Annotated in this window: 13 protein-coding genes and 2 pseudogenes; 7 read left to right on the top strand and 8 right to left on the bottom strand. The window is 54.4% G+C overall.

Annotation, left to right across the window (positions count from 1 at the left end; genetic code table 11):
* Positions 1-59: 59 nt before the first annotated feature.
* Complete coding sequence (locus KQP84_RS06455) at positions 60-860, bottom strand: IclR family transcriptional regulator (protein WP_215845645.1); 801 nt, start codon at positions 858-860, stop codon at positions 60-62.
* 241 nt (positions 861-1,101) lie between these two features.
* Here KQP84_RS06455 and KQP84_RS06450 point away from each other — a divergent pair, with 241 nt between their 5' ends.
* From KQP84_RS06450 to acuI, 6 genes are all read left to right on the top strand, one after another.
* A complete protein-coding gene (locus KQP84_RS06450) occupies positions 1,102-1,926 on the top strand; it encodes a transporter substrate-binding domain-containing protein (RefSeq protein ID WP_215845644.1) in 825 nt (274 codons plus the stop codon).
* 56 nt (positions 1,927-1,982) lie between these two features.
* Positions 1,983-2,645 (top strand): amino acid ABC transporter permease, encoded by a 663-nt coding sequence (locus KQP84_RS06445; RefSeq protein WP_309140141.1) that lies wholly within the window; start codon positions 1,983-1,985, stop codon positions 2,643-2,645.
* A gap of 2 nt (positions 2,646-2,647) precedes the next feature.
* A complete protein-coding gene (locus KQP84_RS06440) occupies positions 2,648-3,454 on the top strand; it encodes an amino acid ABC transporter permease (RefSeq protein WP_215845643.1) in 807 nt (268 codons plus the stop codon).
* Entirely contained in the window at positions 3,451-4,200 is a 750-nt protein-coding gene (locus tag KQP84_RS06435; RefSeq protein WP_252515230.1) for an amino acid ABC transporter ATP-binding protein, read from the top strand. The genes KQP84_RS06440 and KQP84_RS06435 overlap by 4 nt, the downstream gene beginning before the upstream one ends.
* Positions 4,201-4,202: 2 nt before the next feature.
* Entirely contained in the window at positions 4,203-5,528 is a 1,326-nt protein-coding gene (locus KQP84_RS06430) for an NAD(P)/FAD-dependent oxidoreductase (RefSeq protein WP_309140140.1), read from the top strand.
* A gap of 526 nt (positions 5,529-6,054) precedes the next feature.
* Positions 6,055-7,038: an acrylyl-CoA reductase (NADPH) gene (gene acuI / locus KQP84_RS06425; RefSeq protein ID WP_215845642.1), complete on the top strand. Its 984-nt coding sequence runs from the start codon at positions 6,055-6,057 to the stop codon at positions 7,036-7,038.
* Between the two features lie 91 nt (positions 7,039-7,129).
* On the opposite strand, the gene KQP84_RS06420 is transcribed toward acuI, so the two are convergent.
* From KQP84_RS06420 to KQP84_RS06395, 6 genes and pseudogenes are all read right to left on the bottom strand, one after another.
* Positions 7,130-7,624 (bottom strand): CinA family protein, encoded by a 495-nt coding sequence (locus KQP84_RS06420; protein WP_215845641.1) that lies wholly within the window; start codon positions 7,622-7,624, stop codon positions 7,130-7,132.
* Positions 7,625-7,719: 95 nt separating this feature from the next.
* A pseudogene (locus KQP84_RS06415) lies at positions 7,720-8,498 on the bottom strand (heme ABC transporter ATP-binding protein).
* Positions 8,495-9,484 (bottom strand): FecCD family ABC transporter permease, encoded by a 990-nt coding sequence (locus KQP84_RS06410; protein ID WP_215845640.1) that lies wholly within the window; start codon positions 9,482-9,484, stop codon positions 8,495-8,497. The pseudogene KQP84_RS06415 and the gene KQP84_RS06410 overlap by 4 nt, the downstream one beginning before the upstream one ends.
* Positions 9,477-10,294 (bottom strand): annotated as a pseudogene (locus KQP84_RS06405) (heme/hemin ABC transporter substrate-binding protein). The gene KQP84_RS06410 and the pseudogene KQP84_RS06405 overlap by 8 nt, the downstream one beginning before the upstream one ends.
* Positions 10,291-11,322 carry a hemin-degrading factor gene (locus tag KQP84_RS06400; RefSeq protein ID WP_215845638.1) on the bottom strand — a complete coding sequence of 344 codons (1,032 nt, stop codon included), beginning with the start codon at positions 11,320-11,322 and terminating at the stop codon, positions 10,291-10,293. Before KQP84_RS06400 ends, KQP84_RS06405 begins: the two are co-directional and overlap by 4 nt.
* 52 nt (positions 11,323-11,374) lie before the next feature.
* Positions 11,375-13,747 (bottom strand): TonB-dependent receptor domain-containing protein, encoded by a 2,373-nt coding sequence (locus KQP84_RS06395; RefSeq protein ID WP_215845637.1) that lies wholly within the window; start codon positions 13,745-13,747, stop codon positions 11,375-11,377.
* A gap of 246 nt (positions 13,748-13,993) precedes the next feature.
* Here KQP84_RS06395 and KQP84_RS06390 point away from each other — a divergent pair, with 246 nt between their 5' ends.
* Positions 13,994-14,293: an Rdx family protein gene (locus tag KQP84_RS06390; protein ID WP_215845636.1), complete on the top strand. Its 300-nt coding sequence runs from the start codon at positions 13,994-13,996 to the stop codon at positions 14,291-14,293.
* Positions 14,294-14,359: 66 nt separating this feature from the next.
* Here the strand turns inward: KQP84_RS06390 and KQP84_RS06385 are convergent, their stop codons facing one another.
* The gene (locus KQP84_RS06385; protein ID WP_215845635.1) at positions 14,360-14,902 is read right to left on the bottom strand and encodes a PadR family transcriptional regulator; all 543 of its coding nucleotides are present in this window, start codon (positions 14,900-14,902) and stop codon (positions 14,360-14,362) included.
* Positions 14,903-14,925: the final 23 nt, after the last annotated feature.

Below are 14,925 nucleotides of genomic sequence, written 5' to 3'. Positions count from 1 at the left end.
AGGCCGGGATGGGGAAAAGCCAGCACAATCCTCTGAGGAAGATCATGCAAAATCCTCGCCTACATCGACGCACGTAATCGCGTATCGAGTGGACTTAGCAGCGGCTCAATTTCTGCCACTTCCTGTTTAAGCAGCGCTACATAGCGCTGACAAACGTCATCATTAAGCCGTGGGGACAAAAAAGTCAGGCCGAGCGAACCGACCACGCCCGCCCCTGCCACGCGGATTGGCACTGCGATACCGGCTATACCCGGAATCAGTTCGCCTGTATCCAACGCGTAACCCTGCTCTGCTGTCTCCGCAATCCACCGCGCTAAACGTGGCGGTGTCAGCATTGGCCAGCTCTCGAGCCGCGCCTGATTTCGCTGCAACATCTCCTGCTGCTGTTCAGTGTCGAGAAACGATAAAATCGCCAGGCTTCCCGGCCCTAATCCCAGCGGCACCGAACCGCCCACCGAGCCGGTCAGCGTTTGCATTTGATATTCACTGTCGTAGCGATCAATACAGACCGAATCATCACGATCGCGTGCCATTAACATGGCCGTTTCGCCGGTCTGCTGGCGCAATCGCTCCAGCGCTGGCTGAAACTGACGGCGCAATCCCGGGCCACGCGCAGCCTTCGCCCCGAAAATGAGTAATTTGGTGCCCAGCCGATAACACTTGTCGCCCTGAATTTTGTGCAGCAACTGATGCTCTACCAGCGAATTCAAAATGCGATGGCAAGTCACTTTATTCAGTCCCGATAATTCGCATAACGATTTCAGCGTTAAGCCTTCACTGCCCGCATCTGCGACAAAATCGAGCAGCGTGACTGCCCGATCAAGTAACTGCACGCCATTTTTTCCCGCGCTATCGCTCATCCTGTTCGCCCCAATAAGTTCCATAATGTGAAACTTTTAATTATAAGATTTCAATATATGGTTTTTTGTTGACTAAATATCTATCAGATTTCATATTCGATTGACAAGTGAGTCGCACTTTTTGCCCATCTGCGAACCCTAAATTGTCTTTAAGACGACAGTAACGCAGTGCAAAAACAACGCGTATCCCTATAAAAAACATCATAAAACCTGCAAACCATCACTACCGAAGGATAAGAAAATGACAAAACATCGTATGCGTTTTCTGGCCACGTCACTATTGCTGCTGGCTGCTCCCGCCATTACCTATGCCGACACGCTTTCTGATATCAAAAGTCGTGGTGTGCTTACCGTCGGCGTGAAAAATGATTATCCACCTTACGGCTACATGGATAACGACGGCAAAACCGTGGGCTTTGAAATCAGCCTGGCGCGCTATATCGCCAACGAATTGCTGGGTTCACCAGACAAAATCAAATTGGTGCCGGTCAATGCGTCCAACCGCATCCAGTTTTTAAACGCGGGTCAGATCGACATGATCATGGCCACGCTGGGCGTGACGCCTGAGCGTGCCAAAGAGATCGACTTCAGTGAAGAGTACGTCTCCGCCGCGGGCCCTTCTATCCTGGCGCGTAAAACTGCGAAATTTACCCAGTGGGAACAGCTGAAAGGCCAGAAAATCTGCGGCATTCAAGGCTCTTACTTCAATAAAACCGTGACCCAGAAGTATGGTCTGCAACTGGTGAACTTTACCGCACTGCCAGAAGCCTATCGTGCATTGCAGGACAACCGTTGCATTGCGATGGTGTTTGACGACATGACGCTGCAAAACAAAACCCATGAGGCGGGCTGGACTGATTACAAAATTGCCGTAAAGCCCTATGAATTCACCCCAATGGCGGGTGGCGTGCGCAAAAATGACACCGCTTTCCTGGCCGCAGTGAACAAAGCGATCGTGAAAGCCGAAGGCGAAAACAAGCTCATCGAATGGGAAAAAGCGTTCGACATGCCGAAATCGCCGTACCTTGAAAAACGTGCAGAAGCGGCTCGCACAGCGGCGAACTAAGGCCTGACTATGTTTGGACTCGACTATTCCTGGCTGCTGGATCCGGTGTATCAGCAGTGGCTATTTCAGGGGTGATACAAACGCTGGAGCTGGCAGCGCTTTGCTCACTGCTGGCGATCCTCATTGGTCTGGCAGGCACGCTGGCGCTGACGTTAAAGCTGCCGTGGCTGGATGCCGCCATTGAGCTGTTTGTTGAGCTGTTCCGCAATACGCCGCCGCTGCTGCAAATGCTGTTCTTTTATTTCACGCTGACGCAGATCGGTTTTACGCAGGAGGATCCGCTAACCGGCTTGCAGGTGCCGCTGGTCAGCGCCTTTATGTCAGCGGCCCTTTCACTCAGCCTGTTTGGTGGCGCGTTGTGCATAGAAGCCTTTCGATCAGGATTCGATGCTATTCCTAAAGCCACGCTGGAAGCGGCGCGTTCACTCGGCTACTCGCGCTGGGGCCTGTTTCGTCATGTACAGGTTCCCATTGCATCACGCATCTGCCTGCCGCCGCTGACCAATGTGTTAACCAATCTGTTTAAAACCACCTCGCAAGCGTCGGTGATTACCGTACCGGAACTGATGTACGCCGCCGGACAGATTTATAACGACACCTTCCGCACGCTGGAAGTGATGCTGTTGGTACTGGTGATTTACGTGGTGCTGGTGAGTGCGCTGGTGTGGCTGATTGGCTGGGTTGAACGTCGCCTCGCCTATCCAGGATATGGAGGCTAAACATGGACATGCTTTACCAAAAACGCAAAACCCAGACCAAGCAGGCCTTTTTCATCCTGACGCTGCTGGGTTTACTGTTTAGCATCTTCAACGATCCCGGCGGCGAATGGCATCAGGTTTGGCAGAAACTGCCGCTGCTGCTGACCGGATCGATGCAGGGCTGGCCGCTGAGCGGCGGCTTCGTGCTTAACATCTTTATCAGCATCGTCAGCATGGCGTTCGCCACCGTGCTCGGTCTGTTTCTTGGGCTGGCGATGATGGCGAAACGGCGCTGGTTAAGCCTGCCCGCGCGTGCGGTGATGAACTTTCTGCGTAACGCGCCGTGGTTGGTGCTGCTGTTTTCAATGCTTTATCTGCTGCCTTATCGCGTGGAATTGCTGAGTATTCACTTCACTTTTTCGCCGCTGTTCAAAGCCATTATTGGCTTGAGTTTGCCTACTGCCGCTAACTTCGCCGAAGTGATCCGTGGTGCGGTGAACTCGGTGCACAGCGGACAATGGGAGTCTGCACGCTCGTTTGGTTATAGCCAGTGGCAGATTTATCGCATCGTGATTTTACCGCAGGCGCTGCGCCGCATCATTCCCGGCTGGATGAACCTGTATGCGCTGCTGGCCATTTCCACTGCGCTGGCTACCGTCACTGGCGTGCAAGAGGTCGTTACGCTGCTGCGCACCACGCTGGCAACCGAAAGCGAAAGTACGTTGGTTTATTTCTACGTCACCGTGCTGCTGATGTTCTTCTGCTATTGCTACCCGATCGCCCTGCTGGCGCGTCGACTGGAAAACAACACCAAAGGGGATGCCCTATGATCGATCGCGTCTCGTCCCTGATTGAACTGGACAACATTTATAAATCTTTCGGCAAAACCGACGTATTGAAAGGCATTTCGCTGGAGGTCGCCAAAGGCGAAGCGGTCTGCATTATTGGGCCGTCCGGCTCGGGTAAATCCACCATTCTGCGCTGCATAAATGGTTTGTTGCCGATTGATGAAGGCTTTGTGCGCGTGGGTGAACATCGCGTTCATGAGATCAACAGCGAAAAAGCGATGCGCCCGCTGCGTCATCAAGTGGCGATGGTGTTTCAGCAGTACAACCTTTTTCCGCATCGCACGGTACTCGACAACGTGATGATGGCACCGATGCAAGTATTGAAACATGAGCGTGAAGCGGTGCGCGAGCGCGCGATTCGTCTGCTTGAAAAAGTGCGGCTAAGCGGTAAAGAGAGCCGCTATCCCGGTGAGCTTTCAGGCGGACAGCAACAACGCGTCGCGATTGCGCGTGCGCTGGCGATGCAGCCGGAAATCATTCTGTTCGATGAAGTGACAGCCGCACTCGATCCAGAAACCGTGAAAGAGGTGCTGAATACTATTCGCGAACTGGTGGATGAAGGGCTGACCTGCCTGCTGGTGACGCACGAAATGCGTTTCGCCCGCGAAGTCTCGCATCGGGTTTGCTTTACCGATGCCGGCAAAATTGTGGAGATGGCGCCACCGGCGCAGCTCTTTGACGATCCGCAGGATGCACGCACCCGCGAGTTCCTCGGTCAGGTGTTGTAACAGTGAAGAGAGAGATCATGTCCGATCAGGCCATTTTTACTGAAGATTTCAAAACCACGCCCTATTGGTGGGACGCTGCGCCACCGGAAACCTGTTTGGATGCGCTGCCTGCCCGCGCAGACGTCGTTATTGTTGGCTCCGGCTTCGCCGGTTTAAATGCAGCCGTTGAGCTGGCGCGTCACGGAAAAAACGTGGTGGTGCTGGAGGCTAATGAACTCGGCAGCGGCGGCAGCACGCGCACCGGCGGCATGATCAGCAGCGGACAAAAATTGGTGGTTGGCGGCGCGATAAAAGGCATTCCACCCGACCTGTTTCAGCACATGATTGCCGACTCCATCGCGTCGTTCGCGTTTATTCAGACGTTAGTGCGCAGTGAACAGCTGGATGCCGATCTGTTTATCGGCGGACGCTACTTCGGTGCGCATACGCAGAAGCAGCTTGCCAGCCTGTATGAAATGGGCGATATCCTGCACCGCGTGACGGGCGTAACGGTACACAAAGTGGATCAGGAAAATCAGGCGGCGATCATCGGCTCACGCTTTTATCACGGCGGCATTCTGGTGGATGAATATGGCGGCGTGCATCCTGGTAAGTACAATCGGGCGCTGCGGGCGCTGGCGCGTCAGCACGGCGCGCAGCTGTTTTCACATGCGCGAGTAAAAAGTGTGAAAACAGAAGGCGGCGGCAAAGTGGTGTATACCGAACGCGGCACCGTTCAGGCCGAATCGGTGATTTTCCTGACCAACGGCTATACCGAAAAGGACGCCACGCCAAATCTGGCGAAACGCATTGTGCCGGTGAAGAGTTATCAAATTGCTACTGAGCCTTTGCCGCGAGAGTTACTGGAAAGATTGATTCCCAGCGGCAGGATGATCACCGACAGTCGCCGCGATCTCATTTATACGCGCCCTTCCCCGGACGGCACGCGCCTGCTGTTTGGGTCGCGCCCCGGCATGATGGATTGCGATGAGAAAACGGCGGCGATCCGCATTCGCCAGCGCATGCTGGCGATCTGGCCGGAACTCGCACCCTATCGTATCAGCCACGCGTGGAGCGGGTTTGTAGGAATGACGCGTGATAAAACGGCTTACGCCGGTGAAATGGACAATGCGCGCTTCGCCGTGGGTTGTAACGGCAATGGCGTGGCGCTGATGAGCTGGCTGGGCTTTCGCGCCGCGCAGAAACTGCTTGGCACCGAACCGCGGCCCTTATCGTTTGAACGCAGCAACTTCCGGCCTATTCCACTTTATAACGGTAAGCCATGGTTTGTTCCGCTGGTCAGCGGATGGTATCGACTGCGCGATGCGATTGATAAGGTACGAGATTAGGTGAGTTGGTGCTGGCTGTCCCCCACCTCGGTCCTCCCCCACACGTGGGGGAGGAAGATGCTGCTATATGTTAGTAAGGAAGCGGCTTGTGGCAGCGTCTCCTTCCCCACACGTGGAGGAGGAAGATGCTGCTATATGTTAGTAAGGAAGCGGCTTGTGGCAGCGTCTCCTTCCCCCACACGTGGAGGAGGAAGATGCTGCTATATGTTAGTAAGGAAGCGGCTTGTGGCGGTGCCTCCTTCCCCACACGTGGAGGAGGAAGATGCTGCTATATGTTAGTGAGGAAGTAGCATGTGGCGGTGTCTCCTTACCCACACGTGGAGGAGGAAGATGCTGCTATATGTTAGTGAGGAAGCGGCATGTGGCAGCGTCTCCTTCCCCGTCAAAACGGGGGAAGGTTGGGATGGGGGACAGACGACGCCTCACGTTAAAGGCGCGACGCTGGGATTAACGACACCAATCCCTACCGAAATCCGCCATGGAAGCGTAAACTCGTTGATCTCTTTCCAAACCTGCCGGAGGCTGCATGTTTAAGGCACTGGTCATTGAAAATGACGAACAAGGTTACCGTTCACTGCTGAAAGATCTCCCCGAATCACAACTGCCCGATCAAGACGTCACACTCGACGTTAGCTACTCCACTCTGAACTACAAAGACGCCTTAGCTATCTGCAATAAAGGCCCTATCGTGCGTCAATTCCCGATGGTACCCGGCATCGATTTTGTTGGTCGTGTAACCTCAAGCCGCCATCCCGACTGGCAACACGATGACGTTGCGTTACTCACCGGTTGGGGCGTTGGAGAAAAATATTGGGGCGGGCTGGCGCAAAAAGCCAGCGTATCCGGCGACTGGTTAGTGCCGCTGCCGAGCACGCTAAGCCCTTTGCAAACCATGGCTATTGGCACCGCAGGTTTTACCGCAATGCTGTGCGTGCTGGCGCTGGAGAAACAGGGCGTTAAACCCGATCATGGCCCGGTATTGGTGACAGGTGCCAGCGGCGGCGTGGGCAGCTTCAGCGTCAACTTGCTGGCTCGACTCGGTTTTAACGTCATCGCGTCCAGCGGTCGCGCCAGCGACGAAGAGTATTTGATCACTACACTCGGCGCATCGTCAGTTATCGATCGCGCTGAACTGGCAGAGCCAGGCAAACCGCTGGCTAAAGAGCGCTGGGCGGCGGCGATTGATAGCGTCGGCAGCCATACCTTAAGCAATGTGCTAGCCGCAACTCAGCGCGACGGCGTGGTCGCCGCTTGCGGCATGGCGCAAGGTCTGGATCTGCCCACCAGCGTGGCGCCGTTTATCTTGCGCGGCGTCACCTTAGCGGGCGTTGACAGCGTAATGTGCCCTAAAGCGCTGCGCCAGCAGGCGTGGCAACGCCTTGGCGAAATCCTCGACACCACGCAGCTCAGCAAATTTACGCACGTCATTCCGTTGAGTGAAGCGCGGCAAGGCGCGCACGATCTGCTGGAAGGTAAAGTGCGCGGTCGGTTGATTGTCGATTGCCGCTGAGGCTTTGCGGTTGCCCACATATTGCTGTTAACCCTTCACAGCAATAATGGTTTCGTAAAAATGCGCCTGAATGTGGCGCATTTTTCTGGCTTCAGCGGGAAGGTTGAAGGCGTTTGATTAAACCGTTGATAGCAAACAGCGCGCCCTGCTCCATCACCTCTTTTGGTTCGCCGTCAAATTGCTGACATTCCGCGTAGATGTCGCCGTTCGCCAGTTTCCAACCGACCCAAATGGTGCCTGCGGGCGTGCCATCTTCGCCCCCGTCAGGTCCTGCATAGCCGCTGATGGCCAAACTAACGGGCTCTTTGGACCGATCGCAGGCCCCCTGCGCCATCTCGCGTACGGTGTGTTCACTCACCGCGGTGTATTGTTCAAGCACCCTTTCGCTCACACCCAGCAAACGCACTTTTGCACTCTCGCTATAGGTGACAAAACCGCTGGTATAAAAGTTGCCGCTGTTCTCAACCGCCGCCAGCGTCATGCTGATGAGACCGGCAGTACAAGATTCTGCGGTGGCAAGATGCAGACCAGAAGATAATAAAATTTTACCTAACTTTTCAGCAGCCTCGTTTAGCGTATTCGCCATCGTTTTCTCCCTGTTTATTGACTGTTTAGAGAAAAGTATGGCTGAAAAAAACAGTTGGCAGCTAAGACAAGGTAATGTTTTATAAGCGAAACGGCCTAAACCCGCAGCTGAATATGTGGTCGTCCACTTTCAGCATGTGGCGTTACCTGCAATTCGGCCTGATACCAGCGCATCAGTGTTGCTTCCGTCATCACCTGCTGCGGTGTGCCCTGCGCCACTAATTTGCCCTGATGCAGCAGCAAAATACGATCGGCCCACAGCGAAGCCAGATTGAGATCGTGCAGCACGGTGCAGACGCTAAAGTCACCTTTGCGCGTGAGTTTATGCAGCAAGCGCAGCGTCTGCTGCTGCCAGAACAGATCCAAGGCCGAAGTCGGCTCATCGAGAAAAAGCCAGCCTCGCGGCGCGCCATCCTGCCACAGCTGCGCCAGCACGCGCGCCAACTGCACGCGCTGCTGCTCCCCGCCGGAAAGCTGACGATAATCGCGCTGCGCCAGCGCATCACACCCGGTCAACATCATCACCTCTGCAACAATCGCAGCCGACTGCGTTGATGGCCAGGGCGCGCGACCCATTGCCACCACTGACGCCGCCGATTGCGAAAAGGTCATGGTGTTTTGCTGACGCATTACCGCGCGTCGTCGTGCCAGCTGCTCACGCGGCCACTGATCTAACGGGCGATCGTCAAGGCGGCATTCCCCACGATCCGGGGCAGGAAACCGGTTAACAGGCGTAACAACGTTGATTTCCCCGCGCCATTGGGGCCGATCAGCGCCACCATTTCACCGGCGTTAAGCGTGACATCCAGATTATCGATCAACATCCGTGAGCCGCGCGCAAAATGCAGTCCACTAGCCTGAAGCTGCTTCATCATTCCATTCCTCGCTGCTGGCGCAGGATCAACCAGAGAAACCAGGGGCCACCAATCAGGCTGGTCAGTAATCCCACCGGCATTTCAGCGGGGATCACCACCGTGCGCGCCAGCGTATCCGCCAGCAGCAACAGAATACCGCCTGCCAGCGCCGAGCCCGGCAACATCCAGCGGTGATCGTTGCCAAGGCAAAAACGCATCACATGTGGCACCACTAAGCCAACAAAACCGATAATCCCGCTGACCGATACGGCGGTGCCAACCAGTAACGCGCTGAGCACCAGCAGTTGGCGCTGGGTGCGTTTGACATCAATACCCATGTAATGCGCATCTTCTTCACCCAGTTGCAGCAAGTTGAGGCGACGCGCACGCGTCTGCAGCAGCAGCAGCGCTGGCACAATCAACAGCGCACAAACCAACAACGAAGGCCACTGCGCCTGACTTAAACTTCCCATGCCCCATAGCGAAAGCTGACGCAGTTGCTGATCGTTGCTCAGCCATGAAAGCACGCCGACCGCTGCACCACACAGGGCATTAATGGCAATGCCGACCAGCAGCAACCGCGACAAATTGCCGCGCGCCAGACGACTAAAGCTGAAGATCAGCAGCGTCACCAACAGGCTGCCAAGAAACGCAGCGACTGTCGGGAGCCACATCGCTAACATTGCTGGCAGCGCCAGCGGGATGACGATGGCTAGCGCCACCGCTAAACCCGCGCCGCTGCTGATGCCAAGCAATCCGGGATCGGCCAACGGATTGCGAAACAGCCCTTGCATCACTGCACCCGATACCGCCAGCGCCATACCCAACAGCACCGCCAGCAACACGCGCGGCAAACGAATGTTCAGCCAGATTTGCCAGCTGATATCGTTGAGTGGCGCTTGCCACAGCGCACGCAGCGACAGCGACATGGCACCGAGATTCGCCGCAATCACCATCGCCACCAACATGCTGATCAGCATCAAGAGCAGCCAGCGCAGATTAATCATGCCGGATGGCTTCTGCCGCACGGCGCAATTTGACAATAGCCTGCGGCGTATCCAGACCAAAACCCAGCAGCGCCATGGTATCGATCACCAGCAAATTGTGGTGCTGCCCGGCGGGCGTTAGTGCCAGCCCCGGCAGCTGCCACAGTTTCTCTTCATTGCCGAACGCTTTCAGGCCGTCATCCCCAATCACCACTAAATCGGGCGCGGCAGCGACCACACCTTCCTGTGACAGCGCCTGGTAATGCGGTACTGAAGCCATGGCGTTCACCAAGCCCGCACTGCGAATGGCACTATCTGCAGCAGTTTGATTACCCGCCGCCAGTGATTTCATGCCGCTGTTCGCCATGATAAACAACACTTTGACCGGTAATGTCTGTTGCGGAAGTTGCGCCAGCTGCTTCTCAACCTGTGCTTTCAGGGTTTGTGCCTGGGCTTCACGATTCAACGCTTTGCCAATGGCAGCAATCTTTTTCGGAATAGCTTGCACGCTGTTTTCGCCGGTTATCTCCACCACTTTCACACCCGCTTGCTCTACTTGCTGCAACACCAGCGAAGGCTTAGCCAGCTCACTGCTTAACACCAACGTCGGTTTCAGCGCCAGAATGCCCTCGGCGTTGAGCTGGCGCATATAGCCGATGTTCGGCAATCTATTCGCCTGCGCCGGTTGCTGGCTGGTGCTGTCGCGGGCGATCAGATTTTGCTGAGCATCCAGCGCATAAACGATTTGTGTGATGTCACCGCCAATCGACACCACCCGCTCCGACGCAAACGAGGAAGCGCCACCAGCACCATCAATAACAGCGATTTCATGCGGCGTCTCCCGCCGCACGCAGCGAGTTGACCTGCTCACGCCAGCGCGCCTGCTCCGGCGTGCCTTCGCTGCGCTGACCATACAGCTGCGCAATTTGCGTGCCGTCGGCGGCGAACAGTTCCAGACTTGTGACAAAACCATCGCCGCTGGGTTTGCGTGTTACCCAGCTTTCGCTAATGTGGTTTTCCATCAGGTGCAGCGTAAATTGCGGATTGAAGATGTTGATCCAGTTTTCCATTGGCATCAGTTTTTCTACAACGCCGGTAAAGATCTGAGTACAGCCGCGATTGCCGACAAAAATCATGATTTCATTGGCATCCTGCAACGTCAGATTCAGCACTTTCGCCAGCGCATCATTGCTGACTTGCCAGGCGAGATCGTCACCCGCAGCGCGGAATGCCTGCTGGCGCGAGACATTGTGACGCTTCAACAGGCCAAAGAATTGATGCACGTCAGTCATCGCGCGCCATTCGTTGTCGATAGCGGCTGCATCAACGTTGCGATTGCGTTCCGCAGCCGTAAACGGCTGAACGCTAATCGGTGCGCTATTTTCTTGAGCAAAATTCGCGATCAATGCCTGCCACGCGGCTTTGTCGCTGTTGTCTGTCATATAGACTTTCAACACGGCATCGCCGTGGCGATCAAAGATCTGAATGCTTTGGCGTTCGCCATGCGCAGTTTGCTCACGCAATGCGAACGCGCTCCGCCACTGCGACGGAAACAGGCGCAAATCCAACGCGCGTGGATTAAGAACCAAACCACCGTGACCGCCTAAATGCAGGTTTTTATATTCTCCGAGATGCTCATGTACCGCATATTCATTGCGGGTGATGCTTTTGGTTTCACCGACCGCTTCCAGCGCAGCCAGCAGTGCCGGGAAATCACTTTTTATCGCCTGTGCGTCGTGCCCGATACGCGCTTCGCAGAGCTGTGCTTCGCTGATGCCCATCAGCGCTGCCAGATCGCGGGCATACTTCTTCGGCTGTTCACCCTTCAGGGCTAAATAGTGTTGGTAAGTCTGGTTCATTGCGCGTTGTTCCCATGAATGTGCCCTGCTTTATCGCAGGGCTAAATTATTATCAGAAGTCGACATTAACACCCAGTTGGAAGGTGCGGCCTGGCATCACCGCCAGCGATTGATCGTTGCGATCCTGTTGTGAATCACTGGTCAACTCACGGCTGCTGAGGTAATCCCAATATTTCCGATCGGTGAGGTTATAGAGGCCGCCGCTCAACTTAACGTTTTTAGTGACGTTCCAGTACGCGGTCATATCCACCATGCCATAACCCGGCACACGCATATAATCAGTGCTGGAATCCGTTATGGCGTTACCTGTATTGGTGAAGCTTTCCCGGTTCGTCGCTGTCGCTTTCTTGCCTTTCACGAAAGTAGCGGTGACTGCCGCACCATAACCGCGATCAACGTCATCCCACGCCAGGCCAACGATGGCTTTCATCGGCGCTACGCTCTCCAGATCGACATAACGGTCGCCAAGGTAGCTCGACTTCGCTGCGCCCTGGGTGTAACCGAAGGCCAGATTGGCGCTCAGACCATCGACCTGCTGGAACCAGGTGCCGAAGTTAATTTTGCTACTGATTTCTGCACCGTAAATGTATGCCTTATCGCGGTTCTCAGCTTCATAAGTGGTGTAGATGTTGCTCGGTACATTAACGAATTTATCGGGATTGCCTGAACGGGTGTAACGGGTAAAGGCAATGAAGTTTTTATAGTCGTTATAGAAGGCAGCCGCGTTGATGCTGACGCCTTCGGTCAACAGACCTTTCACGCCCCATTCGTAGTTATTGCTGGTTTCGGTTTTAAGATCGGGATTACCTATCAACGCATATTGCGCTGTGCCGGCATAGCTGGAACCCAGGTTCCACGAACCATACAGCTGGGTGTCATTCGGGAACTGCGCGCCACGGCTATATTGCAGATAGGTCATCAGCGTTGGTGTCAGATCATATTGGAAAGCAATTGACGGCAGAACCTGTGTATCGGTGTTCGCAGATCCGTACAGCGCTGACACGTCTGAGGAGTCGAGCGCGCTGCTGTTGGTGGTCAAGGTGGAGACATCTCGCGGCTTGGTGTTCTGGTACATCACACGTACGCCCGGAATCACCGCGAAATTATGACTGTCGAAGTCAACGTTGATCTTATCCTGTACGTAACCGCCCACCGTGTAGCTACGGCTGTTGGCCTGTGGCTGCATGATCACACTATAAACACTTGGCGTAGGCGATTGGCGGAACGGACGTTCGGTGTCGATCAGACGTGCGTTAAGGCCGCCGCTCAATTCATGACGACCTATACTTTTCGCCAGCCGCGTGTCAAAGCCGTAAGTATCGCTGTTGTAATCGGAGTAAACCGTTTGATAGGCGCTGGCGCTCGACGGCATGTAGGTGTTGTCATGCGCTTCAGTTTTCTGCCAGTAAACGCGCGTGATCAGGCTATCGATAATATTGTTATACGGCGTGTATTCATCACTCAGGCTCGCGCCGAAACGGCGCGTGTCACTTTGCTGCTGCGCAGTGCCCCAAACGGTATTACCGGATGTATCCCAACTGTCGTAATGCGAATGATTGGTTTTGTGGTAGTAATCCAGCGTCGCGCTGAGTTTGTGCTCATCATTGGGTTGCCAGATGCCGGAAGTCATAAAGGCATCGGAGTGCCAGTTCGCTGGGTAAGCGTCAAGTTCGCCGCTGTTGTTTTCGGTTTCCTGCCCGTCGCGACGGCTGTAAACGAAAATACCGCGCAGCTCGTCATCGCCCGCCGCAGCGGTAATGCCGTTGTGCCAGCTACGGTTCGAAGAGTCATAATCGCTTTGGTAACCGAAGTAGGTTTCCTTACCCGGACGCAGGTAATCATCCGCTGTTTTGTTGCGGAAAGAGACATTGCCGCCGATTGAGGTGTTGGGTTGATCGACCGCCGTTGCGCCCTTTTCAATGTCGATGCGGCCAAACATGTAGGGATCAATGTAATCACGACCGATGCCAAAGCTGTCGAGGCCGGCGCGTCCAACATAGCTGCGTCCGGTGGCTTGCGGCAGCGGAATGCCATCTACGTCCAGACCTACACGGTTACTTTCCAGCCCACGAATGTTGTAACCCGTATAACCCGCGCGGTCGAAACCACTTTTCCCAGCAGACGAACCGCCGCTGGAGCCGGTTGCGCTGATCAGCGGTTCGTAACGCATGATAGAACCAAAGTCGTTTGCGCCACGCTGACGCAGCTCTGCCGCAGAGAGCGAGGTTTTGCTGCCCGCACGTTTTTCGTCTTGGGGTGCGTTAACGGTCATTACCGGTTCGCTGCTGCTGCTTTTGCTGGCTGAAAGTGCAAGAACAGAAGGATCCGAGCTGGCGGCGTAGCCGCAGGCTGTATGAATTGCAGAGGCGATCAGCGCCGTTTTAAACAGCCGCTGTGGCGTAATTCCCTGAAAAAGTAGTGACATGAGCGCGAAAGTCCTGATTAATTGTTAGTATTCGCTCACACGCTTGCAGACAGTATCAAAAGATGGCTTCGCACAATAAAGCCATAAAAAAATTGAACTTATTTTTAGGTATGAATTATTTGCCGAGAATCTAATGCAAGTGGTAATCATTATCAATAGCATTTACATTAAGAGGGTTCTTACAGCGCACATTTTGTTAATCTGCACTTCTAAGTGAATAATCAACATCTTATTGAGGTAATCCCCATGACGCCGAAACCGACCATCGAAATACATTACTGCACGCAATGTAACTGGCTAATGCGTTCAGCATGGATGGCGCAGGAGCTGCTGCACACGTTTGCCGACGATCTCGCGTCGGTGACGCTGAAACCAGGCACTGGCGGGATATTTGAAATTAAGGTCGATACTTTTTTGTTGTGGGAGCGCAAGCGCGATGGTGGCTTCCCCGATGCTTCAATGCTGAAACAGCGGGTGCGCGATTACTGTTTTCCAGAACGCTCGCTGGGGCACGTTGACAGGAAAAAGCCTGACGCCAACGCATAACATTGAGGTGAATGAGAAGATTTACTTAGTGCAGCGCTAAAAACAGAGAGATCACAACCAGACGTGTTAATCAGCTGGTTGTGATTTTTTTGCCGCTTCGTTGAGGGTTGAAATGATGCTCTGCAACGTCTCTTCTGAAATATCTTCCTGCGAAAGGCGACTATTTAACGCCGCTTTCATCTGATGGATCGCCTGATCAACATCAGGAATAGAACGATTATTCACCAAAATCGCCAGCGACGTTAAGCGTTCAATCAGACTAGCGATATGCTCGCGGTTCTCTTCCAGCAATGCACGTCCGGCCGCCTTTAACGCATAAGCTTTACGTGATGCCTGCGCATCAACCACGCGAATGGCATCCATCTCTTCCAGCAGCGTCAGGTTCGGATAAATAATGCCGGGACTGGGGGAATATTCGCCTTTGGACAGTTCCTCAACCGATTTAATCAGTTCGTAGCCGTGCGCGGCATTCAGCCCAAGAAAGTGCAGCATCAACAGGCGAATATCACTGGCATCCAGCATTTTTTCCCGACGTTTACGACGCCCGCCACAGCTTCCTGAACGCGGTGCGCTGTCGCGATGACATGAGAATGCTGAGTCCTGTTTCATTGCCTGCCTGGAGATGGGGAAAA

The organism is Candidatus Pantoea bituminis (assembly GCF_018842675.1).
GTDB lineage: Bacteria > Pseudomonadota > Gammaproteobacteria > Enterobacterales > Enterobacteriaceae > Pantoea > Pantoea phytostimulans.
The sequence above is the reverse complement of the archived record's forward strand: the minus strand, read 5'-3'. Positions and strand labels throughout refer to the sequence as shown.

Excerpts from the sequence above, each read along its gene's own strand:
- KQP84_RS06420 (WP_215845641.1), bottom strand. The coding sequence starts at position 7,624 with ATGGCGAATACGCTAAACGAGGCTGCTGAAAAGTTAGGTAAAATTTTA.
- KQP84_RS06440 (WP_215845643.1), top strand. The coding sequence starts at position 2,648 with ATGGACATGCTTTACCAAAAACGCAAAACCCAGACCAAGCAGGCCTTT.
- KQP84_RS06390 (WP_215845636.1), top strand. The coding sequence starts at position 13,994 with ATGACGCCGAAACCGACCATCGAAATACATTACTGCACGCAATGTAAC.
- KQP84_RS06400 (WP_215845638.1), bottom strand. The coding sequence starts at position 11,322 with ATGAACCAGACTTACCAACACTATTTAGCCCTGAAGGGTGAACAGCCG.
- KQP84_RS06395 (WP_215845637.1), bottom strand. The coding sequence starts at position 13,747 with ATGTCACTACTTTTTCAGGGAATTACGCCACAGCGGCTGTTTAAAACG.
- acuI (WP_215845642.1), top strand. The coding sequence starts at position 6,055 with ATGTTTAAGGCACTGGTCATTGAAAATGACGAACAAGGTTACCGTTCA.
- KQP84_RS06455 (WP_215845645.1), bottom strand. The coding sequence starts at position 860 with ATGAGCGATAGCGCGGGAAAAAATGGCGTGCAGTTACTTGATCGGGCA.
- KQP84_RS06435 (WP_252515230.1), top strand. The coding sequence starts at position 3,451 with ATGATCGATCGCGTCTCGTCCCTGATTGAACTGGACAACATTTATAAA.
- KQP84_RS06385 (WP_215845635.1), bottom strand. The coding sequence starts at position 14,902 with ATGAAACAGGACTCAGCATTCTCATGTCATCGCGACAGCGCACCGCGT.
- KQP84_RS06450 (WP_215845644.1), top strand. The coding sequence starts at position 1,102 with ATGACAAAACATCGTATGCGTTTTCTGGCCACGTCACTATTGCTGCTG.
- KQP84_RS06410 (WP_215845640.1), bottom strand. The coding sequence starts at position 9,484 with ATGATTAATCTGCGCTGGCTGCTCTTGATGCTGATCAGCATGTTGGTG.